This window comes from Streptomyces sp. P17, assembly GCF_032436805.1.
Lineage (GTDB): Bacteria > Actinomycetota > Actinomycetes > Streptomycetales > Streptomycetaceae > Streptomyces.
Genome location: NZ_JAVRBF010000012.1, coordinates 38,691 through 62,370 on the forward strand (window position 1 = coordinate 38,691; position 23,680 = coordinate 62,370).

General features: G+C 70.2%; 22 protein-coding genes, 2 tRNA genes and 3 pseudogenes. 16 read left to right on the forward strand and 11 right to left on the reverse strand.

Features of this window, described 5'->3' with window-relative positions:
* Nucleotides 1–90: 90 nt before the first annotated feature.
* The 3 genes from RMT89_RS10105 (at nucleotide 91) to RMT89_RS10115 (ending at nucleotide 1,965) form a co-directional block, all read left to right on the forward strand.
* Nucleotides 91–552, forward strand: a complete 462-nt coding sequence (locus RMT89_RS10105; protein ID WP_315883477.1) for a molybdenum cofactor biosynthesis protein MoaE — start codon at nucleotides 91–93, stop codon at nucleotides 550–552.
* Between the two features lie 117 nt (nucleotides 553–669).
* Nucleotides 670–828: a hypothetical protein gene (locus tag RMT89_RS10110; protein WP_188292446.1), complete on the forward strand. Its 159-nt coding sequence runs from the start codon at nucleotides 670–672 to the stop codon at nucleotides 826–828.
* Between the two features lie 36 nt (nucleotides 829–864).
* Nucleotides 865–1,965: a PDZ domain-containing protein gene (locus RMT89_RS10115; protein ID WP_315883478.1), complete on the forward strand. Its 1,101-nt coding sequence runs from the start codon at nucleotides 865–867 to the stop codon at nucleotides 1,963–1,965.
* Here the strand turns inward: RMT89_RS10115 and RMT89_RS10120 are convergent.
* Complete coding sequence (locus RMT89_RS10120) at nucleotides 1,962–2,504, reverse strand: PPA1309 family protein (RefSeq protein WP_315883479.1); 543 nt, start codon at nucleotides 2,502–2,504, stop codon at nucleotides 1,962–1,964. The genes RMT89_RS10115 and RMT89_RS10120 overlap by 4 nt on opposite strands.
* Before the next feature lie 164 nt (nucleotides 2,505–2,668).
* Here RMT89_RS10120 and RMT89_RS10125 point away from each other — a divergent pair, with 164 nt between their 5' ends.
* The 4 genes from RMT89_RS10125 to RMT89_RS10140 all read left to right on the forward strand — a co-directional run bounded on the left by RMT89_RS10125 (nucleotide 2,669) and on the right by RMT89_RS10140 (nucleotide 7,858).
* Nucleotides 2,669–5,587, forward strand: a complete 2,919-nt coding sequence (locus RMT89_RS10125; RefSeq protein WP_399497904.1) for a UPF0182 family protein — start codon at nucleotides 2,669–2,671, stop codon at nucleotides 5,585–5,587.
* Nucleotides 5,588–5,630: 43 nt separating this feature from the next.
* Nucleotides 5,631–5,704 (forward strand) — tRNA-Met (locus RMT89_RS10130).
* A gap of 206 nt (nucleotides 5,705–5,910) precedes the next feature.
* Nucleotides 5,911–7,728: a tetratricopeptide repeat protein gene (locus RMT89_RS10135; RefSeq protein WP_315883481.1), complete on the forward strand. Its 1,818-nt coding sequence runs from the start codon at nucleotides 5,911–5,913 to the stop codon at nucleotides 7,726–7,728.
* 56 nt (nucleotides 7,729–7,784) lie between these two features.
* Nucleotides 7,785–7,858 (forward strand) — tRNA-Met (locus RMT89_RS10140).
* Between the two features lie 48 nt (nucleotides 7,859–7,906).
* On the opposite strand, the pseudogene RMT89_RS10145 reads toward RMT89_RS10140, so the two are convergent.
* The 4 genes and pseudogenes from RMT89_RS10145 to RMT89_RS10160 all read right to left on the reverse strand — a co-directional run bounded on the left by RMT89_RS10145 (nucleotide 7,907) and on the right by RMT89_RS10160 (nucleotide 9,564).
* Nucleotides 7,907–8,640: pseudogene (locus RMT89_RS10145) on the reverse strand (hypothetical protein).
* Between the two features lie 2 nt (nucleotides 8,641–8,642).
* Nucleotides 8,643–8,792, reverse strand: a pseudogene (locus RMT89_RS10150) (ABC transporter permease); the annotation flags it as partial.
* Nucleotides 8,771–8,999 (reverse strand): annotated as a pseudogene (locus RMT89_RS10155) (ATP-binding cassette domain-containing protein); the annotation flags it as partial. The pseudogenes RMT89_RS10155 and RMT89_RS10150, both read right to left, overlap by 22 nt.
* Before the next feature lie 145 nt (nucleotides 9,000–9,144).
* Entirely contained in the window at nucleotides 9,145–9,564 is a 420-nt protein-coding gene (locus tag RMT89_RS10160; protein ID WP_315883482.1) for a Fur family transcriptional regulator, read from the reverse strand.
* A gap of 126 nt (nucleotides 9,565–9,690) precedes the next feature.
* Between RMT89_RS10160 and RMT89_RS10165 the strand changes: the two genes are divergently transcribed.
* A complete protein-coding gene (locus RMT89_RS10165; RefSeq protein ID WP_315883483.1) occupies nucleotides 9,691–11,163 on the forward strand; it encodes a catalase in 1,473 nt (490 codons plus the stop codon).
* Between the two features lie 78 nt (nucleotides 11,164–11,241).
* On the opposite strand, the gene RMT89_RS10170 is transcribed toward RMT89_RS10165, so the two are convergent.
* Both RMT89_RS10170 and hisN read right to left on the reverse strand, forming a co-directional pair.
* Entirely contained in the window at nucleotides 11,242–11,634 is a 393-nt protein-coding gene (locus tag RMT89_RS10170; protein WP_315883566.1) for a CBS domain-containing protein, read from the reverse strand.
* A gap of 118 nt (nucleotides 11,635–11,752) precedes the next feature.
* A complete protein-coding gene (hisN, locus tag RMT89_RS10175; RefSeq protein WP_315883484.1) occupies nucleotides 11,753–12,553 on the reverse strand; it encodes a histidinol-phosphatase in 801 nt (266 codons plus the stop codon).
* Nucleotides 12,554–12,730: 177 nt separating this feature from the next.
* Here hisN and RMT89_RS10180 point away from each other — a divergent pair, with 177 nt between their 5' ends.
* Nucleotides 12,731–13,333 (forward strand): TetR/AcrR family transcriptional regulator, encoded by a 603-nt coding sequence (locus RMT89_RS10180; RefSeq protein WP_315883485.1) that lies wholly within the window; start codon nucleotides 12,731–12,733, stop codon nucleotides 13,331–13,333.
* 171 nt (nucleotides 13,334–13,504) lie between these two features.
* Here the strand turns inward: RMT89_RS10180 and RMT89_RS10185 are convergent, their stop codons facing one another.
* The 4 genes from RMT89_RS10185 to RMT89_RS10200 form a co-directional block, all read right to left on the reverse strand.
* Complete coding sequence (locus tag RMT89_RS10185; protein ID WP_315883486.1) at nucleotides 13,505–13,828, reverse strand: multidrug efflux SMR transporter; 324 nt, start codon at nucleotides 13,826–13,828, stop codon at nucleotides 13,505–13,507.
* 120 nt (nucleotides 13,829–13,948) lie between these two features.
* Nucleotides 13,949–14,959 (reverse strand): ribosome small subunit-dependent GTPase A, encoded by a 1,011-nt coding sequence (rsgA, locus tag RMT89_RS10190; protein ID WP_315883487.1) that lies wholly within the window; start codon nucleotides 14,957–14,959, stop codon nucleotides 13,949–13,951.
* 16 nt (nucleotides 14,960–14,975) lie between these two features.
* Entirely contained in the window at nucleotides 14,976–16,292 is a 1,317-nt protein-coding gene (aroA, locus tag RMT89_RS10195) for a 3-phosphoshikimate 1-carboxyvinyltransferase (protein WP_315883488.1), read from the reverse strand.
* 135 nt (nucleotides 16,293–16,427) lie between these two features.
* Nucleotides 16,428–17,141 (reverse strand): M50 family metallopeptidase, encoded by a 714-nt coding sequence (locus tag RMT89_RS10200; RefSeq protein WP_315883489.1) that lies wholly within the window; start codon nucleotides 17,139–17,141, stop codon nucleotides 16,428–16,430.
* A 50-nt stretch (nucleotides 17,142–17,191) separates the two neighbouring features.
* On the opposite strand from RMT89_RS10200, the gene RMT89_RS10205 reads away from it, so the two are divergent.
* The 7 genes from RMT89_RS10205 to RMT89_RS10235 all read left to right on the forward strand — a co-directional run bounded on the left by RMT89_RS10205 (nucleotide 17,192) and on the right by RMT89_RS10235 (nucleotide 23,659).
* Entirely contained in the window at nucleotides 17,192–18,007 is an 816-nt protein-coding gene (locus tag RMT89_RS10205; RefSeq protein ID WP_315883490.1) for an SOS response-associated peptidase, read from the forward strand.
* Nucleotides 18,008–18,017: 10 nt separating this feature from the next.
* The gene (locus tag RMT89_RS10210) at nucleotides 18,018–18,647 is read left to right on the forward strand and encodes an alpha/beta family hydrolase (protein ID WP_315883567.1); all 630 of its coding nucleotides are present in this window, start codon (nucleotides 18,018–18,020) and stop codon (nucleotides 18,645–18,647) included.
* Between the two features lie 256 nt (nucleotides 18,648–18,903).
* Entirely contained in the window at nucleotides 18,904–19,599 is a 696-nt protein-coding gene (locus RMT89_RS10215; RefSeq protein ID WP_315883568.1) for a sigma-70 family RNA polymerase sigma factor, read from the forward strand.
* Nucleotides 19,596–19,898: a mycothiol system anti-sigma-R factor gene (rsrA, locus tag RMT89_RS10220; RefSeq protein ID WP_315883491.1), complete on the forward strand. Its 303-nt coding sequence runs from the start codon at nucleotides 19,596–19,598 to the stop codon at nucleotides 19,896–19,898. Before RMT89_RS10215 ends, rsrA begins: the two co-directional genes overlap by 4 nt.
* Before the next feature lie 126 nt (nucleotides 19,899–20,024).
* Entirely contained in the window at nucleotides 20,025–21,317 is a 1,293-nt protein-coding gene (locus RMT89_RS10225; protein WP_315883492.1) for an HD domain-containing phosphohydrolase, read from the forward strand.
* The gene (locus RMT89_RS10230; protein WP_315883493.1) at nucleotides 21,314–22,561 is read left to right on the forward strand and encodes a metal-dependent phosphohydrolase; all 1,248 of its coding nucleotides are present in this window, start codon (nucleotides 21,314–21,316) and stop codon (nucleotides 22,559–22,561) included. The genes RMT89_RS10225 and RMT89_RS10230 overlap by 4 nt, the downstream gene beginning before the upstream one ends.
* Before the next feature lie 117 nt (nucleotides 22,562–22,678).
* Nucleotides 22,679–23,659, forward strand: coding sequence for a tetratricopeptide repeat domain-containing protein (locus RMT89_RS10235; protein WP_015657916.1), 981 nt, complete (start codon nucleotides 22,679–22,681; stop codon nucleotides 23,657–23,659).
* Nucleotides 23,660–23,680 lie beyond the last annotated feature (21 nt).

Sequence of the window (23,680 nt, forward strand, 5' to 3'; positions counted from 1 at the left end):
ACCGTCTGTAGGAGGCTCCAAAGCCGCACGCGTGTGTGCCGGGTGATTTCGGTATTCCCCGGGTTCCTCCGGGTGGGGCACGATGGGGCCATGGCACCCATGAACGACCATCCCGGTGAGCAGGCCGGGCAGGATCCCATCAAGTTGATCTCCGTCCGGGAGACCGCCCTCTCTCTTGACGAGGTGTTCCGGGCTGTCGGGGACGACGCCGCCGGCGGGACCGCCCTGTTCGTCGGGACCGTGCGCAACCACGACGGGGGTGCCGATGTCGACGAGCTCGGGTACTCCTGTCATCCCAGTGCCGAGAGCGAGATGCGGCGGATCGCCGAGAAGGTTGCCGCCGAGTACCCGGTGCGGGCCCTCGCCGCCGTGCATCGGATCGGGGACCTCCAGGTGGGGGATCTCGCCGTCGTCGTCGCCGTCTCCTGTCCGCATCGCGGTGAGGCCTTCGAGGCCTGCCGGAAGCTGATCGACGATCTCAAGCACGAAGTGCCCATCTGGAAGCACCAGAGGTTCTCCGACGGCACCGAGGAGTGGGTCGGCGCCTGTTGACCGACGCCCACCCCCCTCCGGTTGCGTAACCGCACCCCTGCCCCGAGCGTTGTCAGTGCGGATGGTTAATCTGCTGATCAGTCAGTTGCGGTCGCTCATTGGGGTTGGGAGGACGGCATGGCGGCGCTCGCCTGGTTGCTGATTCCGCTTGTCGCTGCGATCGGCGCCGGTCTGTGGGGCAGTTGGGCCAACCGGACCCGAAAGGTCCGTAGCGACGGTCCCGAGCTGGACGGATATGCCCGGTTCCGCGCTGCCATGGAGAAGACGCGGCCCTGACGGGACGCTGACAGGGGCGTCCCGTACTGTCGAGGCATGCCACGCCGCACCGCGACGATGCTCGCCTCCACTCTGATGCTGATCGCGCTTCTGTGCGCGGGAGTGTTCATCCCCGTGCCGTATTCGGAGATGTCCCCGGGGCCGACGGTGAACACGCTCGGGGACCACGGCGGCGAGCCGGTGCTGCAGATCTCGGGACGCAAGACGTACGCCACCAGCGGGCATCTGAACATGACCACGGTCCGGGTCACCAGCGCCGACTACAAGATGAACCTCGTCGAGGCCGTCTACGGCTGGCTCGCGCACGACAACAAGATCGTGCCGCACGAGACGCTCTACCCGGACGGCAAGACGGAGGAGGAGTCCACCCAGGAGAACGCCGAGGAGTTCAGCCAGTCCCAGGAGAGCGCGAAGGTCGCCGCCCTGGAGGCGCTGGACATCCCCGTGCGGTCCTGGGTGATCGTCTCCACCGTCGTCAAGGACTCCCCGGCCGAGGGCAAGCTGCACGCCGGCGATGTGATCAAGGCGGTCGACGGCAAGGCCGTCAAGGAGCCCGCCGACGTCGCCGAACTGGTCACCCAGCACAAGCCTGGCGAGGACGTCGACTTCACGATCGTGCCCGCCAAGGAACAGGCCGCGGCCGAGAAGGAGCAGCGGGCCCCGGCCAAGACGCAGAACGTCACGATCACCACGGCAACGTCCGAGGACGACGGCGAGAAGCGCGCCATCGTCGGGATCTCCGCAGGGACGGACCAGACCTTCCCGTTCACCATCGACATCAAGCTCGCCGACGTGGGCGGGCCGAGCGCGGGTCTGATGTTCGCGCTCGGCATCTACGACAAGCTCACCCCGGGCAGCCTGACCGGCGGCTCCTTCGTGGCGGGCACCGGCACCATCGACGACGACGGCAAGGTCGGCCCCATCGGCGGCATCGAGATGAAGACGGTCGGCGCCCGCGACAGGGGCGCCCAGTACTTCCTCACGCCCGCCGACAACTGCGCGGCCGCCGCCAAGGACACCCCCGAGGGGCTCACCCTCGTCAAGGTCCGCACCATGGACGACGCGCTCGCCGCCCTGAAGGACATCCGCGCCGGCGACACCGCCGACCTGCCGAAGTGCAAGGCGAGCCAGGCCTAGTCCTCGAACGTCGCCGCCAGCGCCTCCGCCAGACCCGGGACCAGGTCCTTGCCCGTCAGGACGTCGGTCGGGGTGTCCTTCTCGCGCAGCCGCAGGGCCGACTCCCGGGTGCCGTCGCGCAGCACGGCGACGGTCATCCGGACCTCCTGCCGCTCCGGGTGCCCCGCCACCCACTTCGTCAGCGCGGCCTCGTCGAGATCCTTCGGAACCTGCGCCTCCGCGGACGGCGGCAGCATCAGCCGCTCCACGGTGAGCGCGCAGCCGGTCACCGCGTCGGGCCAGGCGATGGTGCCGAGGAACTCATCGAGCGGCTTGCCCGTTGGCACTTCGTCCTGCTCGATGGGGGTCAGGCCGGAGGTCTCCTGCTCGTCCTCCAGGCCGAGCTGGGCGGCGAGGCCGGGTTCCTGGGCCCGCAGCCGTGCGGTGTCTACGAGGGCGAACAGACGGGCGGGCTGGTCCCAGCCGAGGCCGGAGGCGTACTCGTCGATCTCGAGTACGGCCCGGGTGAGCGGGCTCGCCGCCATGGGAGTGTTGGACATGGTCACAATCCTGCCTCGTTCCCGGCCGGAATCGGGAACCGAGTAAAGCGTGAGTAAGTTGCATAGGTGTGGGCCTACGATCACGAGGCCCCCCGGAGGGCCCGAAAAGTCGCGGGCCTGACGGATCGACAGCGAACTTCGAGGTGCGTACCTTGGCTTTCCAGATGCCGGACCGCGGCGGAGGCCCCACGGGGCCGCGGATCAGAGTGGGCCGCCCGTCCCGGCGTGTCCGGACCCTGCTCATGACGCTGGGCGTCCTTGCCGTACTCGGCATGGCGTTCACCATGTTCGCGGGCTTCTGGACGGACTGGCTGTGGTACCGGTCGGTGAACTATTCGTCCGTCTTCACGACCACCCTGTGGACGAAGATCGGTCTCTTCTTCGTCTTCGGCCTGCTGATGGCCCTGTCGGTCGGCTTCAACATCTGGCTGGCACACCGGCTGCGCCCACCGCTGAGCGCCATGTCGATGGAGCAGCAGAGCCTCGACCGCTACCGCATGGGCATCGCGCCGTACAAGAAGTGGCTGCTGCTCGCGATCACCGCGCTGGTGGGTCTGATCGCGGGTGCTTCCGCGTCCGGTCAGTGGCGGACCTGGCTGATGTGGGTCAATGGCGTGTCCTTCGGCCAGAAGGACCCGCAGTTCCATCTGGACGTCAAGTTCTACGCCTTCGACCTGCCCTGGTACCGGTTCCTGCTCGGCTTCGGCTTCGCCGCCGCGATCCTGTCCCTGATCGCCGCCGCGCTCACCCACTACCTGTACGGCGGGCTGCGCATCACCAGCCCCGGCGCGCGTGCCACCGCGGCGGCCACCGGGCATCTGTCGGTGCTGCTCGGCATCTTCGTCGCGCTGAAGGCGGTCGCCTACTGGCTCGACCGGTACGGCCTGGCCGTGAAGTCCAGCGACTTCAAGGCCACCGACAACTGGACCGGCCTGAGGTATGTCGACGCCAACGCCTATCTGCCGGCGAAGACGATCCTGTTCTGCATCGCGGTCATCTGCGCCCTGCTGTTCTTCGCCACCCTGTGGCGGCGCACCTGGCAGCTGCCCGTCATCGGCTTCGGTCTGATGGTGCTCTCGGCGATCCTCATCGGCGGTCTGTACCCCGCGATCGTCCAGAAGTTCCAGGTCCAGCCGAACGAGCAGGCCAAGGAAGCGCCGTACGTCGAGAAGAACCTCAAGGCGACGCGTGAGGCGTACGGCATCGACGACGCCAAGGTCACCGAGTACTCGGGCCAGAGCAGCACCGACGACAAGACCAAGCTGCGCGACGACGTCGACAACACGGCGAGCATCCGCATCATGGACCCGAACGTGGTCTCGCCGACCTTCCAGCAGCTCCAGCAGATCAGGAACTACTACGGGTTCCCGACCAACCTGGACGTCGACCGGTACAGCAAGGACGGCAAGGACCAGGACACGGTCATCGGTCTGCGTGAGCTGAACCTCAACGGCATTCCGAAGAACAACTGGATCAACGACCACTTCCGCTACACCCACGGTTACGGCGCGGTCGCCGCCGAGGGAACCAGCGCCGACTCCCAGGGCCGCCCGGTCTTCACGGAGTCCGACCTGCCGTCCAAGGGCGACCTCGGCAAGTACCAGCAGCGCATCTACTACGGCGAGAAGACCTCGACGTACTCGATCGTCGGCGGTCCCCAGAAGGAGATCGACTACTCCGACGACACCGGTGAGAAGACCTACAGCTACGAGGGCAAGAGCGGGGTCAACCTCTCCAACCCGATAAACCGCGCGGCGTACGCGGTGGCGTTCAGCGAGCCGCAGATCCTGTACTCCGGGGCGATCGGCGAGGGTTCGCGGATCCTCTACAACCGCACGCCCAAGGAGCGCGTCGAGGCGGTCGCGCCCTGGCTGACCATCGACGGTGACGCCTACCCGGCGGTCGTGGACGGCAAGATCCAGTGGATCGTGGACGCCTACACGACCACCAACGGCTATCCGTACGCCTCGCGTACGACCCTCGGTGACACGACGGCCGACTCGCTGACGGCGACCAACAACTCCCGCGCGGTGGTGGCCCAGCAGAACCAGGTCAACTACATCCGCAACTCGGTGAAGGCGACCGTCGACGCGTACAGCGGTGAGGTCAAGCTCTACCAGTGGGACACCCAGGACCCGGTCCTGAAGACCTGGATGAAGGCGTTCCCGAACACAGTGGAGCCCAGGAGCGACATCTCCGCGTCGCTGATGGCCCATCTGCGCTACCCGCAGGACCTGTTCAAGGTCCAGCGCGAGCTGCTCAGCCGCTACCACGTGGAGGACGCGACGACGTTCCTCAGCGGCAGCGAGGTGTGGCAGGTGCCGGACGACCCGACCAACAAGTCGGGCAACGCGGTGCCGCCGTACTACCTGAGCATGAAGATGCCGGACCAGAAGTCCCAGGCGTTCTCGCTGACGACGACGTTCACACCGAACGGCCGTGACAACCTCAGTGCGTTCATGGCGGTCGACGCGGAAGCCGGCACCAGTGACTACGGCAAGATCAGAATCCTGAAACTGCCGACGAACACCACCGTCAACGGACCCAAACAGGTCCAGAGCCAGTTCAACTCCGAACAGGACATCGCCGAGACGATCAGCCTCCTCAGCAGAGGCGACTCGAACGTCGAGTACGGCAACCTGCTCGCGGTGCCACTGGACGGCGGTCTGCTCTACGTCGAACCCGTCTATGTCCGCGGTGGCGGCCTCAAGTACCCGCTGCTGCGCAAGGTGTTGGTGACCTACGGAGGCAGTACGGCCTTCGAGGACACCCTCGACCAGGCTCTCAACAAGGTCTTCGGAGCGGAGGGTTCGACCCCCGAGCCACCGGAGGACCCCGGCGGTGACACCCCCGAGCCCACGCCACCGCCGACGACCGAGAACCCCACGGTCCAGGAGGCGCTGAACGACGCCCAGAAGGCCTTCGAGGACGGACAGCAGGCGCTGAAGGACGGCGACTGGGAGGCGTACGGCAAGGCGCAGAAGGCCCTGGAGGAGGCGCTGCGGCGGGCCGAGCAGGCCCAGTCCGGCGAGTCCGGTGACGGGGCGAGTCCCAGCCCGAGCCCCAGTCCTGACAGCAGCTGATCAAGAGCCCGTCTCGCGCCGTGATAGTGTTCAAACACAACGGCGCGGGGTGGAGCAGCTCGGTAGCTCGCTGGGCTCATAACCCAGAGGTCGCAGGTTCAAATCCTGTCCCCGCTACTGAAAGCGAAGGCCCGGATCCTCACAGGGATCCGGGCCTTCGTGATGTGCGAACGCATGTGCCGAGGGGCGGTACGGCCGTGCCGCTGTGGGGAGTTGGCAGAACTGTGTTTGACTTGTCTCTCTGTGGGCATGTCGACAAAACGCTGAAGTGACCTCACTGGCTGCGGTATACCAGGTGTACCCAGGTTGCAGGTGGTGCGACGATGGACGTTATGGGGGACAAGGCAACTCTGTTGGAGACAGGGCGTTTTGTGCAGTCTTCCGACCGGGACGAAGCCGGTGAGGCTGCCGAGGAGCTGCGCCTGCGGCTCGCCGCCGAGGCCGGCGATGTCGAGGCGATGAGCGTCTTCGGCTCGCTGCTGCTGCGCCGCGGTGATCTCGACGGAGCCGAGCCCCAGTTGCGTGCCGCCACCGCCGCGGGGGACCGTGCCGCCGCGAACAATCTGGGAGTCCTCCTTCATCAGCGTGGGTACGCCGACGAGGCGGCGGGCTGGTGGCGCATCGCCGCCGTCGCCGGATCGGCCGCGGCCGCGCACGCGTTGGGACGTCATCACCGCGAGCGCGGGGACGAGCCGGCCGCCGAGTACTGGCTGCGGCAGTCCGCCGAGCAGGGGCATGCGCTGGGCGCGTACGCGCTCGCCGATCTGCTGGAGCACCGCGGGGACTCCGGGGCCGAGCAGTGGATGCGGGCCGCCGCCGAGCGGGGGCACCGGGAGGCCGCGTACCGGCTGGCGCGAGCGCTGGACCGGCGGGGCGCGGGGGAGGCCGATGGTGACAACGGTGTCGATGCCGGTGCTGACGAGGACGCGTCCGCCGCGGAGGAGGCCGAGCAGTGGTACCGGCAGGCCGCCGCGCGCGGGCACCGGCGGGCCGCGCTGCATCTCGGGGCGATCCTTGAGCGGCGCGGTGAGCTCAAGGAGGCCGGGCGCTGGTATCTGACGTCCGCCAAGGACGGCGAGGCGCGGGCCGCCTGTGCGCTCGGGTTCCTGCTGCGGGACGCGGGAGACACCGAGAGCGCCGCCGTGTGGTGGCTGCGGGCCGCGCAGGAGGGGGACGGGAACGCCGCGAACGCGCTGGGCGCGCTGCATGCCGAGCGGGGCGAGACCCAGACCGCCGAGCGCTGGTACCGGGCCGCGATGGACGCCGGTGATGTGAACGGCGCCTACAACCTCGGGCTGCTCTGCGCCGAACAGGGACGGACCGCGCAGGCGGAGCAGTGGTACCGGCGTGCGGCGTACGCCGGGCACCGGGAGGCGGCCAACGCGCTCGCGATTCTGCTGCTCCAGGGCGGCGACACCGCCGGCGCCGAGCCGTGGTTCTCCAAGGCGGCGGAGGCGGGGAGTGTGGATGCCGCCTTCAACCTGGGGATTCTGTTCGCCGGGCGGGGCGAGGACGGCGTCGCCCTGCGGTGGTACGAGCGGGCGGCGGCCGCCGGTCATACGGAGGCCGCGCTTCAGGTCGGTATCGCTCGGTTGCGGGACGGCGACGAAGGCGGGGCCGAGCGGCATCTTCGGTGCGCCGCGGGGGGCGGCAGCGCGGAGGCCGCGTACCGGCTGGCCACCGTGCTCGACGCCCGGCGGCCGCCGACGCCCGCGCATGAGCTCGGGGAGTCCGTGCACGAGAAGAGCGAGTGCGAGGAGTGGTACGAGCGGGCGGCCGGGCAGGGGCACCGCCGGGCGCAGGTGCGGGTGGGGATGCTCGCCGCCGCGCGGGGCGATGTCGTGGAGGCGGCCCGGTGGTACCGCGAGGCCGCGGAGGCCGGGTCGCGCAATGGCGCCTTCAATCTCGGGCTGCTGCTCGCTCGGGAGGGGAGTGAGCCTGAGGCGGCGGTGTGGTGGACCCGGGCCGCCGATGCCGGGCACGGTCGGGCGGCGCTGCGGCTGGCCCTGGTCTACGCGCGTCGCGGGGAGCTGGCGGAGGGGCAGCGATGGGCCGACCGGGCCGTGGCGCTGGGGCCGGGGGAGGTTGCGGAGCGCGCGGCACGGTTGCGGGACGCGCTACGAGAGGAGCTGTCGGCGTGACGCCGTTGAGCGATTTGCTTCTGTCCGCGTCCTTGACGTAACGTTGCATTCATCGACGCGGGGTGGAGCAGCTCGGTAGCTCGCTGGGCTCATAACCCAGAGGTCGCAGGTTCAAATCCTGTCCCCGCTACTGAAGGCCGAGGGCCGGAATCCGAAAGGGTTCCGGCCCTCGGTGTTTTCAACCGCGGTGGCCCACCGCCTCCTCGTACAGGGCGCCTGTCACCGTCTTCGACTCGGGAAGCGCTGAACCCGTCGTCGCGCCCGCGCTTTGGCCGCCGACTGCAGACGCGCTGTCGTGCCCGCGCGGATCTCCCAGTCCATACGGAGGGGCGGAGTTGAGCTCAGGACTTCCTTGTCCGTCTTCAGCAGCTTCGCCAAATACGTGACAAAGGTCTCATCCGCCTTGTAGTCCGACGCGAAGTACGAATTCAGCGTCCGGATGTACGCCCTCAGCAGCGCCACCCCGGCATCCACGTCCTCCTGCAGCAGCACCCGGCCGTACAGCATGCCGCCCAGCGGCTCGCCCCTCGGCTGGCCGCCCAGGAACGCGTACCCGGGTGTGCCGTCCACCCTGCGCCACACCGGGTCCAGCAGCCACGCCGAGTCCACGCCGCCGCCCTTGTCGAGGTCGACCTGGAGCGGTGCCACGTACTCCGCGCTCAGGGTGCCCGTCGCGATCGTCAGGCTCCGCCGTTCCGCCGGCGGCCGGGCCGGCGGGGCGCCCGGCCGGCAGCGGGCCGGTGCCCGGTTCGGGGAGCGGTCCCTGGGGTCGGTCCACGATGAGGATCCGCAGCCCTCGACCGGGCTGGTCGTCCGGCCTCCGACGTCCGCCCCGGGCGCCGCATCCCCTGCGTACGGCGAGGAACAGGCCGCCACCGCGAGCAGCGCGAGTACGGCGCCGTAGACCCGCATGTTCACGACTGGCCCCTTCCTCGGTCCCTCGGTGCCCAGGGGGTGAGCAGACGGCCCGCCAGGCGGACCGGCTCGGAGAAGGCCACGCCCATGGCCGCCACGCACACGATGCCCACGAACATCACGTCGTTCTGGAACAGCGCGCGGAAATCTCCAGGCGGCCCGTGCCGGGGCGGAGCAGGCCCGCGGCGATGCGCAGGAGCGTCGACTTGCCGCAGCCCGACGGGCCTACCAGGCAGACGAACTCGCCGCGGGCGATGGTCAGATCGAGGGGGCCAGGGGCTGCGACCGCCCCCGGGCCTCTGCCGAAACGTGCGGGTCAGGTCGTGTACGCGGACTTTCGGATACGGCTCTCCCACTGCTGTCTCCCCGCGGAGTGCGGAACGGACTGGTGGGTGCCGCCAGCGATATGACGGCCAGTCAGATACCGGAAGGTCGCGTACCCGGGCGGCAAAAAGCCCCGGCACCGATCACTCGGTGCCGGGGCTCCTCGCGGGCGTCTGGTTACGCGGCCGCCGCGCAGTTCGGGCAGAGGCCGCGGTAGGTCACCTCGACGTCGGAGACCGTGAAGCCGAAGCGCTCCGAGGAGGGGAGGTCGGCGAGCGGGTTGCCGGTCGGGTGGACGTCCCGGATCGCGCCGCACCGGGCACACACCAGGTGGTGGTGCGGACGGTGCGCGTTCGGGTCGTACCGCTTGGCGCGCTTGTCGGTGGCGACCTCAAGCACCTCGCCGAGGGTGACCAGCTCGCCCAGCGTGTTGTAGACGGTCGCGCGGGAGATCTCGGGCAGCTTGGCGACAGCCCTGGCGTGGACCTCGTCGGCCGTCAGGTGGACGTGTTCGCCGTCGAGGACCTCGGCCACGACACGCCGCTGCGCGGTCATCCGCCATCCACGTCCGCGCAGCCGTTCCAGAAGGTCGCTCATGGCCAACAGCCTAACAGCAAGGGGACCAGATCCCGAATGGATGTGACTTTGGAACTTTATTTGACTTAGACATTGTCCATTGTAGGATCGGGAACGGCTTTAGCCAAGGGACAGGTACGGCAAGGAATGGCGCAGGAGGCACACGTGACACAGGGACCGCTCACTACGGAGGCCGGCGCACCGGTGGCCGACAACCAGAACAGCGAGACCGCGGGCGTCGGTGGCCCCGTGCTCGTGCAGGACCAGCTCCTTCTGGAGAAGCTGGCCCACTTCAACCGTGAGCGCATCCCGGAGCGTGTGGTGCACGCCCGCGGCGCGGGTGCGTACGGCACCTTCACGGTGACCGCCGATGTGACCCCGTACACGCGCGCCAGGTTCCTCTCCGAGGTCGGCAAGCGGACCGAGACCTTCCTGCGGTTCTCCACCGTCGCGGGCAACCTCGGCGCGGCCGACGCGGTGCGCGACCCGCGTGGCTGGGCGCTGAAGTTCTACACCGAGGAGGGCAACTACGACCTCGTCGGGAACAACACCCCGGTGTTCTTCATCAAGGACGCCATCAAGTTCCCGGACTTCATCCACACCCAGAAGCGCGACCCGTACACCGGTTCCACCGAGGCGGACAACGTCTGGGACTTCTGGAGCCTGAGCCCGGAGTCCACGCACCAGGTGACCTGGCTCTTCGGCGACCGCGGCATCCCCGCCTCGTACCGCCACATGAACGGCTACGGCTCGCACACCTACCAGTGGAACAACGAGGCCGGCGAGGTCTTCTGGGTCAAGTACCACTTCAAGACCGACCAGGGCATCAAGAACCTCACGCAGGCCGAGGCCGACGAGCTCGCGGGCAAGGACCCCGACTCGCACCAGCGCGATCTGCGGACCGCCATCGAGCGCGGGGAGTTCCCGAGCTGGACCGTGCAGGTGCAGATCATGCCGGCGGCGGACGCGGCGACGTACCGCTTCAACCCGTTCGACCTCACCAAGGTGTGGCCGCACGAGGACTACCCGCCGATCGAGATCGGCAGGCTGGAGCTCAACCGCAACCCGGAGAACATCTTCGCCGAGGTCGAGCAGTCGGTCTTCAGCCCCGCGCACTTCGTGCCCGGCATCGGCCCGTCCCCGGACAAGATGCTCCAGGGCCGCCTCTTCGCCTACGGCGACGCCCACCGCTACCGCGTCGGCATCAACGCCGACCACCTGCCGGTCAACCGCCCGCACGCCACCGAGGCGCGCACCAACTCCCGCGACGGCTTCCTCTACGACGGCCGCCACGGCGGGGCGAAGAACTACGAGCCGAACAGCTTCGGCGGCCCGGCCCAGACCGGCCGTCCGCTGTGGCAGCCGTACGACGGTTTCGGCGGCGGCACGGGCAACCACCCGGCGCCCGTGCACGCCGAGGACGACGACTTCGTGCAGGCCGGCAACCTGTACCGGCTGATGTCCGAGGACGAGAAGGAGCGCCTGATCGAGAACCTGGCCGGCTTCATCGCCAAGGTCTCGCGCGAGGACATCGTCGAGCGGGCGATCGGCAACTTCCGCAACGCGGACGACGACTTCGGCAAGCGGCTGGAGGCCGCGGTCCAGGCCCTGCGCGGCTGAGAATCCCACCAGCACTGGATCGCTCGCCGAAGCGGGCCGGATCCCCTGAGGAAGGGGGGCCGGCCCGTTCGCCCGTCCCTAGGCCGGCACCTTCTGCCGCAGCGGGGCCCAGCAGCGGATGATGTCGCGGACCGACACGATCCCGACGGGTTCGTCGTGATCGAGCACGATCAGATGGCGGAAGCCGCCGTGCGCCATCGCGTGGGCCGCCTCCTCCAGGGTCCAGGACGGAGCCGCGAAGACGACGTCGGTGGTGGTGTGGGCGTGGGCGTGTTCCGCGTCCGGGTCCTGACCCAGGCCTACGGAGTTGAGGACGTCGCGTTCGGTGAGGATGCCGATTCCGCCGGCGTCGGGGTCGAGGACGACGGCCGCGCCCACCCTGCGGGCGGACATCAGCGCGGCGGCCTGGCGAAGGGTGTGGGTGGGGCCGATGGTGAGGACCACGGTGCTCATGGCGTCGCGGACGAGCATGGATGCAGCCACCTCCTGAGGAGTACCCCGCCGTTTGTCCATCGTTTCACAAATTCACAAGGGGCGGGACTCTCAGAGTGGCAGGCAAAGAGGGGGTCAACAAGAGGGCGCGTGAAGCTCAGTGGCGCTCGTTGAGGTAGCCCAGGAACTCGTCGTGCAGCAGGCCGTTGGAGGCGGCGGCATTGCCGCTGTGCGGGCCCGGGCGGCCGTCGAGGCCCGTGTAGGTGCCGCCGGCCTCCGTGACGACGATCGCGGTGGCGGCCATGTCCCACAGCGAGAGCTCCGGCTCGGCGCAGATGTCGACCGAGCCCTCGGCGACCATCATGTACGGCCAGAAGTCGCCGTACGCGCGCGTGCGCCAGACCTCGCGGGTGAGGTCGAGGAAGCCGTTCAGCCTGCCCTGGTCCTCCCAGCCGGTGAGCGAGGAGTACGCGAAGGAGGCGTCGCTCAGCTTCGAGACGCGGGAGACCTTCAGCCGGGTGGCGGAGGAGAGGCTCCGGCCGGTGAAGGCGCCGTGCCCCTTCGCGGCCCACCAGCGGCGGCCCAGGGCGGGGGCGGAGACGACGCCGACGACGGGCTGGTAGCCGCCCTCGCCCGCCTCCATCAGGGAGATGAGGGTGGCCCAGACGGGGACGCCCCGGACGTAGTTCTTGGTGCCGTCGATGGGGTCGATGACCCAGCGGCGCGGTCCTGTGCCCTCGATGCCGTACTCCTCGCCCAGGATGGCGTCCCTCGGGCGGGCGCGCTGGAGCTGGCCGCGGATGAGTTCTTCCGCCGCCTTGTCCGCTTCGCTGACCGGGGTCATGTCCGGCTTTGTCTCGACCTTGAGATCGAGGGCCTTGAAGCGGTCCATGGTGGCCGCGTCTGCCGCGTCCGCGAGGACGTGGGCGAGGCGGAGGTCGTCCAGGTAGTCGGGCATGTCGTGAACGGTATCTGCCGGTGGTCGTAGGGGGCTACCGGGGCCGGAGTGTGGACGGTGCGGGGGTCTGGGGGCGCTTGCCGGCTGGAGGGCGCCGGGCTGTGCGCTCGCGGACCCTTGACAGTGCTTCCGCGCGCGTCAAATCTGGGCGCAGAGCCGGGGCCCTGGGAGGCGACGATGCCTGCAGCGCGGGAATCTCTGCTGGATGCCGCTTATACGGCGCTTGCGCGTCGGTCGTGGTCGGCTGTGCGGATGGTGGACGTGGCCGCTGCGGCCGGGGTTTCGCGGCAGACCCTCTACAACGAGTTCGGGAGCAAGGAGGGGCTCGCCCGGGCGCTTGTGCGGCGGGAGGCCGATTCCTATCTCGCCGGTGTGGAGCGGGCGTTGAACACGCAGTCCGACGCCCGGGACCGGCTCACCGCCACCGCCGAGTGGACCACCACCGTCGCTCGCGACAACGCCCTCGTCCGCGCCATGCTCACCGGCTGCTGGAGCGAGCGCCTGCCCTCGCCGACCCTGTCGCCCGTCCCGTCCTCCTCCGCGGTACCGGCCCAACGCCGGGCCGACGGCCCGCTGCCCTCACCCGGCGACTTCGTGACCATCGTCCGCGACCGTGCCGTGGCCGCCCTGTCCGCCCCCGGGGCCAACAACAGCGGGGAGCTTGCCCGGTCCTGCGAGCTCGTCGTCCGGATCGCGTTGTCCTGTGTGTCGGCACCGCCGGGTGAGGGCGGCGTGGCCGATCTCGTACGGGGCGCCCTGCACCGGCAGTTACAGGCCTGAAGACCCCTAGGGGGTGTTTTGAAAGTCCCGCACAGCACCCACGGCGCCCGGCACGCACCCTCGCCGCACCGGCCAAAGACCCAAGTACGTCCAGTACGAGGGCCTTCGTCCGGCACGCCGAGGGCACGCACCGAACACCGCGGGCACCGCACAGGACTTTCAAAACACCCCCTAGTTCGCCGACCCCGACAGCTGCAGTCCGATGACCCCCACGATCACCAGGCTGATCGAGACGATCTTCAGCGTCGAGACGATGTCACCGAGGAAGATCATTCCGTAGATCGCGGTGCCGGCCGCGCCGATGCCCGTCCACACCGCGTACGCCGGTCCGACGTCGAGTTTCTTCAGGGACAGGGTCAGCAGACCGAAGCTGCCGAGCGCGAAGATACAGAACGCGATCGTCGGCCAGAGTCTGGTGAAGCCGTGGGAGAGTTTCAGACACACGGCGAACCCGGTTTCGAGCAGTCCCGCCACAACGACCAGCAGCCACGCCATGTGCTGTCCTCCCGTATCCCCACGTACTGTGACCGCTTCGTCAGGCTTTGGTCAGGCTTGGTTCCGGCTCGGTGCGATTATGCCCTTACCGGACTCGGGTGGAGACAAACAACGCGGAGGTCAGTCGCCTTCCTTGCGCTCCCTCGTGGCCAGCAGCCTGCGCAGTGAGTACAGCCGCGCCGGGTCCGCGTGACCCTCGGCCACCCACTGGTCGAGAGCGCAGTCCGGCTCATCATGACTGCACGCGCGCGGGCAGCCCTCGGTTCCCGATTCCAGGTCCGGGAAGGCGTGGATCACGCGGGACGGGTCGATGTGCGCGAGCCCGAAGGACCGCACACCCGGGGTGTCGACCACCCAGCCGCCGGTCCCGGCGAGGGGGAGGGCCAGCGCCGAGGTCGTCGTATGCCGGCCTCGGCCCGTCACCGCGTTCACTTGGCCCGTCAGCCGCCGCCGCTCCTCCGGCACCAGCGCGTTCACCAGGGTCGTCTTGCCGACGCCCGAGTGCCCCACGAACGCCGTGATCTTGCCGTCCAGTTCCGCGTGCACCCGTTCCGCCGCTTCGCCGTTCTCCAGCTCCTCGCGGCTGGTGACGACGTACGGGATGTCCAGGTGGCCGTAGAGCTCCAGCAGCTTGTCGGGCTGGGCCAGGTCCGACTTCGTCAGGACCAGGAGGGGAGTCAGGCCGCCGTCGAACGCGGCCACAAGACAGCGGTCGATCAGGCGCGGGCGGGGTTCGGGGTCGGCGAGGGCGGTGACGATCGCCAGTTGGTCGGCGTTGGCGACGACCACGCGCTCGAACGGGTCGTCGTCGTCCGCAGTGCGACGCAGCACCGAGGTGCGCGGCTCGATGCGGACGATCCGGGCCAGGGTGTCCTTCTGGCCGGAGAGGTCGCCGACGATGGCCACCCGGTCGCCGACCACCGCGGCCTTGCGGCCCAGTTCGCGGGCCTTCATCGCCATCACGACCCGGTCCTCGACCAGGCAGGTCAGCCGGCCCCGGTCCACGGTGAGGACCATGCCCTCGACCGCTTCCTCGTGCTTGGGCCGGATGTTGGTACGCGGCCGGTTGCCCTTGCGGTTCGGGCGGCTGCGGATGTCGTCCTCGTCGGTGTGCTTGCCGTAGCGGCGCATGATCCCGGTCCGCCCGTCAGTTCCCGAGCATCCTGGCCCACAGTGCGGGGAAGTCCGGCAGGGTCTTGGCCGTCGTCGCCACGTTGTCGATCTGCACGCCCTCGACCGCGAGGCCGATGATCGCGCCGGCGGTCGCCATGCGGTGGTCCTCGTACGTGTGGAAGATGCCGCCGTGCAGTCGGCGCGGGCGGATGTGCAGACCGTCGGCGGTCTCGGTGACGTCACCGCCGAGTTCGTTGATCTCCTTGGTGAGCGCGGCCAGCCGGTCCGTCTCGTGCAGCCGCAGATGCGCCACGCCCCGCAGGGTCGAGGGGGAGTCCGCGAGGGCGGCGACCGCCGCGATGCCCGGGGTCAGCTCGCCGACATCGCCGAGGTCCACGTCGATACCGTGGACGGCACCCGAGCCGGTGAACTCCAGGCCGTACTCGGTCAGTTCGCAGGAGCCGCCCATCTCGGTGAAGATCTCGCGCAGCCGGTCACCGGGCTGGGTGGTACGGGACGGCCAGTCGGGGATCATCACCTTGCCGCCGGTGACCAGGGCGGCCGCCAGGAACGGCTGGGCGTTCGACAGGTCCGGCTCGACGGTGAGGTCACGGCCGAGCAGCGCGCCCGGCGTGACCCGCCAGACGTTCGGCTCGCCGCCCGACTCGGGGGTGTCCACCTGGGCGCCGACCGCGCGCAGCATGTCCACCGTCATCCGGATGTGCGGCATGGAGGGCAGCGTGGAGCCGGTGTGCCGGACCTCGACGCCCTGGTTGAAGCGGGGGCCCGACAGCAGCAGCGCCGACACGAACTGTGACGAGGACGAGGCGTCGATCTCCACGGGGCCGCCGTCCAGGGCGCCGCCGCCGTGCACGGTCAGCGGCAGCGCGCCCCGGCCGTCGTCGTCGATCCGGGCACCGAGGACGCGCAGCGCGTCGATCACACCGTGCAGGGGGCGCTCGTACGACCTCGGGTCGCCGTCGAAGCGGATGTCGCCGTCGGCGAGGGCCGCGACGGGGGGCAGGAAGCGCATGACGGTCCCGGCGTTGCCGACGTCCACCGTGGCGGGGCCCCGCAGTCCGGTGGGCAGGACGCGCCAGGCCTCGCCGGAGCCGTCGGGGCCCACGCCCTCCTCGATCTCCACGCCCATCGCGCGCAGGGCGCCGGCCATCAGGAGGGTGTCGCGGGAGCGGAGGGGGCGGCGGAGCCAGCCGGGTTCGCTGGCGAGGGCTGCGAGCACGAGGGCTCGGTTCGTGACCGACTTGGACCCGGGCACGTGGACGGTCGCTTCGACGGCACCGCGCGCATGGGGGGCGGGCCAGAGGGCGTTTTGTGCGTCGTTCGGGGCCATGCGTTCCACTCTAGTGGGCAGGGGGATGCGGGTCGGCTTTCGGCTGCGGGTCCATTGTGGCTGGTCGCGCCCACGCGGCGGAGCCGCACATCGATACAGCCCCGCGCCCCTGGTGACTTGCCCCTTCGGGGCTCGTCACATGGCCAACAGCCACCGTCCCCCGCCTATCAGCGAACACAGCGATACCGCATGGAACAGGAACAGCCACAGGCCCGCAGGTACATGCGTCAACCTCGACAACTGGTCCGCGTCCGAGTCGCCGGCGCCCCCACGCGCCCTCTTCGCCTGTAGCTCAAAAGCGGGACGTACCCCACCGATCAACAGGAACCACACCACCGCGTACGCGAACGCCGCCTGCACCTGCGGCCCCGCCAGCCACGAGACCACCACGAAGGTTCCGCCCGTCAGGAGGACCGTCAGGGCCCCGTACGCGTTGCGGATCATCACCAGCATCGCCAGGAGCAGGGCCGTCGCCAGCCACAGCAGCAAGGTGATGCGGCCCGCGCCCAGCAGAGCCGCGCCGCCCAGGCCCAGCAGGGGTGGTGCCGTGTAGCCCGCGGCCGCCGTGAGGATCATGCCGAGGCCGTGGGGTCTGCCTCGGCTGACCGTGAGGCCGCTGGTGTCGGAGTGCAGCCGTATGCCGGTGAGCCGGCGGCCGGTGAGCAGCGCGATCAGGCCGTGTCCCCCCTCGTGGGCGATGGTGATCGCGTTGCGGGCGAGGCGCCACACGCCCTGCGGGACGACCACCGCCACGGCGGCGACGAGGGTGGCGATCACGACCCACACATCCGGGTCGCTCTGGGTGCCGACGAGCTCGTCCCAGAGAGAGGTCGCTGTGCTGCTGTCCATGTGTCCGGGGTGCTCCCTCTGTTCCTACGGAGTCTGGCAGTGTGGCACGTATGTGCGGACGGTATGCATCGAGTCGTAGGCCCGAGGATCTCGCAGGAATCTTTGAGATCGAGAAGTGGGAGCCCGAGGAGACTCTTGAGCCCGACTACAACGTGGCCCCGACCAAAGAGGTCTACGCGGTCCTGGACCGTCCTCTGAAGGACGCGGACGAGAAGCGGCCGGTTCGGCAACTGCGCAAGCTCAAGTGGGGGCTCGTCCCCTCCTGGGCGAAGACCCCCGAGGGCGGCGCCCGGATGATCAACGCCCGCGCGGAGACGGTGCACGAGAAGCCGTCGTACCGCCGGGCCTTCGCCGCCCGCCGCTGCATCCTGCCCGCCGACGGCTACTACGAGTGGGTCACCGGCAAGCAGGAGCGGGACCTGGAGGAGGAGGGGAAGAAGAAGCGGCCGCGCAAGCAGCCGTACTTCGTGCTCCCCGCCGACGGCTCCGTCTTCGCGATGGCCGGTCTCTACGAGTTCTGGCGGGACAAGACCCTGCCCGAGGACCATCCGCAGGCCTGGTGGGTGACCTGCTCCGTGATCACCACCGAGGCGGAGACCAGCCCGCTCGCCGTGGCCCCGGCCGAGGGCCCGCACGCGCTGGCCGAGATCCACCCCCGGATGCCGCTGATGCTCACCCCGGACCGCTGGGACGCCTGGCTCGACCCGTCCCGCACCGACGTCGACGACCTGCGCGAACTGCTCGCCCCGCCGCCCGCCGGGCTGATGCGCGCCTACCCGGTGACCACCGCCGTCAGCAACGTCCGCAACAACGGCCCGGAGCTGCTGAAGGAGCTGGAGGGGCCCGAGGAGGGCACACTCTTCTGATGTGAGCACAGTGACCACCGAGATCATCAGCACCGAGGCCGGGAACGCCCGCATCACCTGGCACCGCGCGAAGAAGGCACGGCTCGTTCTCGCCGTCAGCCATGGCGCGGGCGGGGGCATCGAGGCGCGGGACCTGAAGGCGCTCGCCCAGGTCCTGCCCGCGCACGGGGTGACCGTCGCCCTCGTCGAGCAGCCCTGGCGGGTGGCCGGAAAGAAGGTCGCCCCCGCCCCGAAGACACTGGACGTCGGCTGGCGGGGCGTCTGGCCCGCGCTGACGAAGCCCGGCCTGCCGGTGATCTCCGGCGGCCGCAGCGCCGGCGCCCGTGTCGCCTGCCGTACCGCCACGGAACTCGGCGCCCACGCCGTCCTCGCGCTCAGCTTCCCGCTGCACCCGCCGGGCAGGCCGGAGAAGTCCCGTGCCGGGGAACTGCTCGGTTCCGGGGTGCCCACCCTCGTCGTCCAGGGCGACAACGACCCCTTCGGCAAGCCGGAGGAGTTCCCTGACGGCTCCTACGAACTGGTCGAGGTGCCCCACGGCGACCACGGCTTCGCCGTGCCGAAGCAGGCGGACATCACCCAGGAGCAGGCCGTGGCGATCGTCACCGACGCCGTGACCCAGTGGACCGGGTCACTCGGGTAAAGCTTCGGGAATGTTGAGCCCCGGACCACTGTTGAGGCGGACAGAAGCGCTGGCCACCAGCACCGACGTCGTAGGAGAGGAAGTCCGCCGCATGGGTTCGACCTTCTGCCCGGCCCGCAGCAGCCGCACTGACCTGGACTGGACGGTGCTGCACTCGGCCAAGACCGCTCCTATTCGAGGGGCGGCGGGAACGGGTAGTCGTCTATCCTCCGATTCTGGCGACACCGGCTTCGGTGCTGCCCGGAATCTTGAGGAGGTGGGTCCGGTCACCGGTACCGACGCAGGGACCGACAACGGCCAGGCCGAGTTGCCCGAGGGCCAGGGCGCGAGTACGGACACGTCCGCGGAGACCACCGCCGAGCGCAATGTGCGCTTCGAGCGGGACGCGCTCGAATTCCTCGACCAGATGTACTCGGCCGCCCTGCGCATGACGCGCAACCCGGCCGACGCCGAGGACCTGGTGCAGGAGACGTACGCCAAGGCGTACGCGTCCTTCCACCAGTTCCGCGAGGGCACCAACCTGAAGGCCTGGCTCTACCGGATCCTCACCAACACCTTCATCAACTCGTACCGCAAGAAGCAGCGTGAACCCCAGCGCTCCGCGGCCGAGGAGATCGAGGACTGGCAGCTGGCCCGCGCCGAGTCGCACATGTCGACGGGTCTGCGCTCCGCCGAGTCGCAGGCGCTCGACCATCTGCCCGACTCGGACGTGAAGGAAGCCCTCCAGGCGATCCCCGAGGAATTCCGCATCGCCGTCTATCTCGCGGACGTCGAGGGCTTTGCGTACAAGGAGATCGCGGACATCATGGGGACACCCATCGGTACGGTGATGTCCCGGCTGCACCGGGGCCGCCGTCAACTGCGCGGCATGCTCGAGGACTACGCCCGTGAGCGCGGGCTGGTCCCGGCGGGCGCCGGAGAGTCGAACGAAGCGAAAGGCTCGGGGTCATGAGCTGCGGAGAGCATCACGAGACGGACTGCAGCGAGGTTCTCGACCACCTTTACGAGTTCCTCGACAGCGAGATGCCGGACGTGGACCGCGACAAGTTCAAGCAGCACTTCCAGGAGTGCTCGCCGTGCCTGGAGAAGTACGGGCTCGAAGAGGCAGTGAAGAAGCTGGTCAAGCGGTGCTGCGGACATGACGACGTACCGTCCGACCTGCGCTCCAAGGTCCTGGGGCGGCTCGATCTGATCCGCTCCGGGCAGGCCGTCCCCGAGCACGACGTCACCATCACCCCGCAGGAGTCCTGAACTCCCGCCCCGGGAACGGCCGATCGTCACTCGAACGTGCTAATCAGCGGGTGATACGCCCGCACTCTCCCCCCTGGTCGCCCTAGGCTCCGGAGCCTGGAACAGGCATGGTCAGGGGAGGGGCTCATGGAGGGGATTCCCGCGCGGGCGCGTGTGTACGTAGCCTGCGCCGCCCTCGGTGCCCTGCTCTGTCTGCTGCCGCTGCCGGGCATCCGTACGCCCTGGTGGGCCCTCGCGCTCCTGGCCGCGCTGTACGCCGGCTGCGAGCAGATCGCCCGCCGGCGCTTCGCCGGCACCTTCTACCCCGTGCTGCTCGCCGGCGCCTTCCTGCTGCCCCCGCCCGCCGCCGCCCTCGTGGCGGTACCCGGAGCGCTGCTCTCCCAGGGCGCGCCCGTACGACGGGTCTGGCGGGCCGCCCAGTTGGCGCTCGCCGTGTGGGCCGCCGCCCGGGTGCACTGGGCGCTGGACGGGCGGGACGCGGTCGTCGCCTCCGACTTCCCGTACGCCCTGCTCCCCGCCGGGGCCGCGGTCCTGGCCTTCTGTCTGGCGCTCACCCTGCTCGACGGGGGCATCCTCGCCCTGGCCGAGCGGGTGCCGGTCCGCCGGGCCTGGCGCGGGCTGTTCCTGCGCTCGCTCGCCCCTGTCGCCGTGCACGGCCTCGCCGGGCTGATGATGGCCGTCCTCTGGCGTAGCCCCTACGGCCCGGTCGCCGCGCTGCTCGTGCTGCTGCCGATGTGCGTCTCCTGGTGGGTGTTCGCGCAGTACCACCGGGAGCGGGCCGCCCATCAGGCCACCATCCGGGCGCTGGTGCAGGCCGTCGACATCAAGGACGGCTACACCCGCGGACACAGCGAGCGCGTCGGACAGGCCTCGATGATGATCGCCCGCGAGCTGGGCCTGGACACCGAGCGCGTGGAGGTGCTGCGGTTCGCCGGGATCCTGCACGACGTGGGGAAACTCGGGGTGCCGACGAGGCTGCTGCGCAAGGACGGGCCGCTCACCCCGGAGGAACGGCGGATCATCGAGCTGCACCCGGAGTACGGGCACGAGATGGTGCGGGGCATCTCCTTCCTCGGGGAGGCCCGGGCCGCCGTACTTCATCACCATGAGCGGCTGGACGGGAGCGGGTACCCGTACGGGCTCGTGGGCGGGCAGATCCCGGAGTCCGCGCGGGTCGTCGCCGTCGCCGACGCCTTCGACGCGATGACGTCCACCCGGTCCTACCGGCGGGCGCGGCCGGTCCCCGTGGCTCTGGAGGAACTGGAGCGGTGCGCGGGGACGCAGTTCGACCCGCGGATGGTCTCGGCGCTGGGGCGGGTCATCGAGCGGTACGGATGGCACCCGGAGGTCACCGCGGGCGAGGGGCGCGTCCCGGCGCCCGGCGCCCCTCTCGCCGGTCGGCCGGGAGCCCATCGATGAGCTCGTCCCGGCCCACCTGGATCCTCGTCCTCATCCATGCCTCGGCAGCTCTGCTGGCCGCCGTCTCGCTCGCCGCCACCCTCTGGAACGGCCTGGAGGAACGTCCCGTCGCCCTGGCGTTCGGGCTCCTCATCACCGTCGGTGAGTTCACCCGCTGGACCGGCGCCCACGTCCGGGAGGCCGCGCCGCTCGGTGCCGCGGGCGCCCTGTCGTACGCGCTGCTCGGCGAGGACGCGGGGCAGCCCACGCACCACGGTGTGTTCCAGGTCGTCGCCATCGTCCTCGCCGCCGCCCTCCTCGGCGGAGTCCCGCACATCGCGCGTGGCCGCAGCCCGGAGCCCGACCATCTGGCCCGGCGTGTGCTCACCGTCGGCTTCGCCGCGATCTGCTTCCAACCCCTGTACAACCGGGGCGCGTTCGAGGAGTGGAGCGGCGCCGCCTACGCGCTGCTGCTGCTCGCGCTGCTCGCCCTCACCGCCCTGTGCGACGCCGTACTCGCCGCCGCGCTCGCCCACTCCAGGACCGGATGGCCGTTCGGCCCGCTGCTCAGGGACGAGATGCGCGCCCTGCTCGGGATCGGCTCGGCCGTCTGCGCGACCGGCGCGGTGATGGCGCTCGCGGTGGCCGTCGTCGGGCTGTGGGCGCTGCCCGTGTTCTGTCTGCCCCTGCTGCTCACCCAGCTCTCCTTCCGCCGCTACGCCGCCGTCCGCGCCACCTACCGCCAGACCATCGCCTCCCTCGCCCGGGCCACCGAGGTCGCCGGTTACACCCCGGCCGGACACGCCCGCAGGGTCGCCGCGCTCAGCGTCGCCGTCGGCCGGGACCTCGGCCTGTCCGGGGCCGAGCTCACCGTGCTGGAGTACGCCGCCCTCATGCACGACATCGGACAGCTCAGCCTGGTCGACCCGGTCCCGTCCGGCGCCACCGCGGGCCTGCCCGCCGCCGAACAGCGCAGGATCGCCCTCCTCGGCGGCGCCGTCGTCCGCCAGACCGGCGTCGACGGCTCGGTCGCCGTGGTCGTCGAGCGCCAGGCCGACCCCTGCCGGGAGCAGCCGGTCGCCGCGCGGATCGTACGGACGGTGAACGCCTACGACGAGAAGGCCCAGGGCACCGGGCCCGGCGGGCCGCTGACGGCGCTGGAGGAGCTGAGACTGGGCACCGCGGGGGACTATGACCCGGACGTCGTCGAGGCGCTGGCCAGGGTCCTGTCAAGAGACTGTCTGACCTTGGGTCGAGTGGGGTAACCCATGGGTAATGAGCGCCCCTCCAGCGGTACGTGGTTGGATGCGAAGGGAGAGGGTCTCCGAGAGGCTGTCCGGGGGCACAGCCGGCCCACTCCACGGAACTGGCAGGCGGGAATCGTGAGGATCTTCGGCAAGGGACGGCACCGGCCCTCCGCCTCCTGGCGGCAGGCCACCGACCGCGCGTTCACCCTGATCGGCGACGGTCGGTACGAGGACGCGGGCGCGCTGCTGACACGTGCCGCCGATCTGGAACCCTGGCTGTCCGAGTCCTGGTTCAATCTCGCCCTGCTGCACAAGTTCCGGCACGACTGGGAGCAGGCGCGGGCGGCGGGCCTGCGGGCCGTGGCGCTGCTCGACCGGGAGACCGGGGCGCCCGACTGGTGGAACGTCGGTATCGCGGCCACCGCCCTGCAGGACTGGCCGCTGGCCCGGCGGGCCTGGCAGGCCTACGGACTGCGGGTGCCGGGCGGCGCGACCGACTCCGGCGAGCCGGTCGGTATGGAGCTGGGCAGCGCGGCCGTACGGCTGTCCCCGGAGGGGGAGGCCGAGGTGGTGTGGGGGCGCCGACTGGATCCCGCCCGGATCGAGGTGCTGTCGATTCCGCTGCCGTCGTCCGGGCGGCGCTGGGGCGAGGTCGTCCTCCACGACGGAGTACCGCACGGCGAGCGGACCACGGCGGCCGGGCACGCCTACCCCGTCTTCGACGAGATCGAGCTGTGGGCGCCCTCTCCGGTGCCGACCTGGGTGGTGCTGCTGGAGGCGGCGACCGAGGCGGACCGGGACGCGCTGGAGCAGCTCGCGGCGGACGCCGGGTTCGCGGCGGAGGACTGGTCCTCTTCGGTACGGCTGCTGTGCCGGACCTGTTCCGAGTCCCGGATGCCTTCGGACGAGGGCGACGGGGAGCATCTGGATCCGCACGACCACAGCGAGCCGGGGCACCCCGGGCCGCTGGGGCATCGGACGGACGGGCAGCTGTGGGTGCCGGAGCGGGAGTGCGGGGTGGCCGCGCCGGCTTCGCTGGTTCGGGGGCTCTTGGACGGGTGGGTTGCGGACTCTCCTGATTCGCGGGACTGGCGGGATCTGGAAGAGGTCTGCTGAAACCTCGCCGTACCCTGTATC

Bases quoted from the DNA above. Each gene is read 5' to 3' on its own strand.
- RMT89_RS10105 (WP_315883477.1), top strand. From the start codon at position 91: ATGGCACCCATGAACGACCATCCCGGTGAGCAGGCCGGGCAGGATCCC.
- RMT89_RS10110 (WP_188292446.1), top strand. From the start codon at position 670: ATGGCGGCGCTCGCCTGGTTGCTGATTCCGCTTGTCGCTGCGATCGGC.
- RMT89_RS10115 (WP_315883478.1), top strand. From the start codon at position 865: ATGCCACGCCGCACCGCGACGATGCTCGCCTCCACTCTGATGCTGATC.
- RMT89_RS10120 (WP_315883479.1), bottom strand. From the start codon at position 2,504: ATGTCCAACACTCCCATGGCGGCGAGCCCGCTCACCCGGGCCGTACTC.
- RMT89_RS10125 (WP_399497904.1), top strand. From the start codon at position 2,669: ATGCCGGACCGCGGCGGAGGCCCCACGGGGCCGCGGATCAGAGTGGGC.
- RMT89_RS10135 (WP_315883481.1), top strand. From the start codon at position 5,911: ATGGACGTTATGGGGGACAAGGCAACTCTGTTGGAGACAGGGCGTTTT.
- RMT89_RS10160 (WP_315883482.1), bottom strand. From the start codon at position 9,564: ATGAGCGACCTTCTGGAACGGCTGCGCGGACGTGGATGGCGGATGACC.
- RMT89_RS10165 (WP_315883483.1), top strand. From the start codon at position 9,691: ATGGCGCAGGAGGCACACGTGACACAGGGACCGCTCACTACGGAGGCC.
- RMT89_RS10170 (WP_315883566.1), bottom strand. From the start codon at position 11,634: ATGCTCGTCCGCGACGCCATGAGCACCGTGGTCCTCACCATCGGCCCC.
- hisN (WP_315883484.1), bottom strand. From the start codon at position 12,553: ATGCCCGACTACCTGGACGACCTCCGCCTCGCCCACGTCCTCGCGGAC.
- RMT89_RS10180 (WP_315883485.1), top strand. From the start codon at position 12,731: ATGCCTGCAGCGCGGGAATCTCTGCTGGATGCCGCTTATACGGCGCTT.
- RMT89_RS10185 (WP_315883486.1), bottom strand. From the start codon at position 13,828: ATGGCGTGGCTGCTGGTCGTTGTGGCGGGACTGCTCGAAACCGGGTTC.
- rsgA (WP_315883487.1), bottom strand. From the start codon at position 14,959: ATGCGCCGCTACGGCAAGCACACCGACGAGGACGACATCCGCAGCCGC.
- aroA (WP_315883488.1), bottom strand. From the start codon at position 16,292: ATGGCCCCGAACGACGCACAAAACGCCCTCTGGCCCGCCCCCCATGCG.
- RMT89_RS10200 (WP_315883489.1), bottom strand. From the start codon at position 17,141: ATGGACAGCAGCACAGCGACCTCTCTCTGGGACGAGCTCGTCGGCACC.
- RMT89_RS10205 (WP_315883490.1), top strand. From the start codon at position 17,192: ATGTGCGGACGGTATGCATCGAGTCGTAGGCCCGAGGATCTCGCAGGA.
- rsrA (WP_315883491.1), top strand. From the start codon at position 19,596: ATGAGCTGCGGAGAGCATCACGAGACGGACTGCAGCGAGGTTCTCGAC.
- RMT89_RS10225 (WP_315883492.1), top strand. From the start codon at position 20,025: ATGGAGGGGATTCCCGCGCGGGCGCGTGTGTACGTAGCCTGCGCCGCC.
- RMT89_RS10230 (WP_315883493.1), top strand. From the start codon at position 21,314: ATGAGCTCGTCCCGGCCCACCTGGATCCTCGTCCTCATCCATGCCTCG.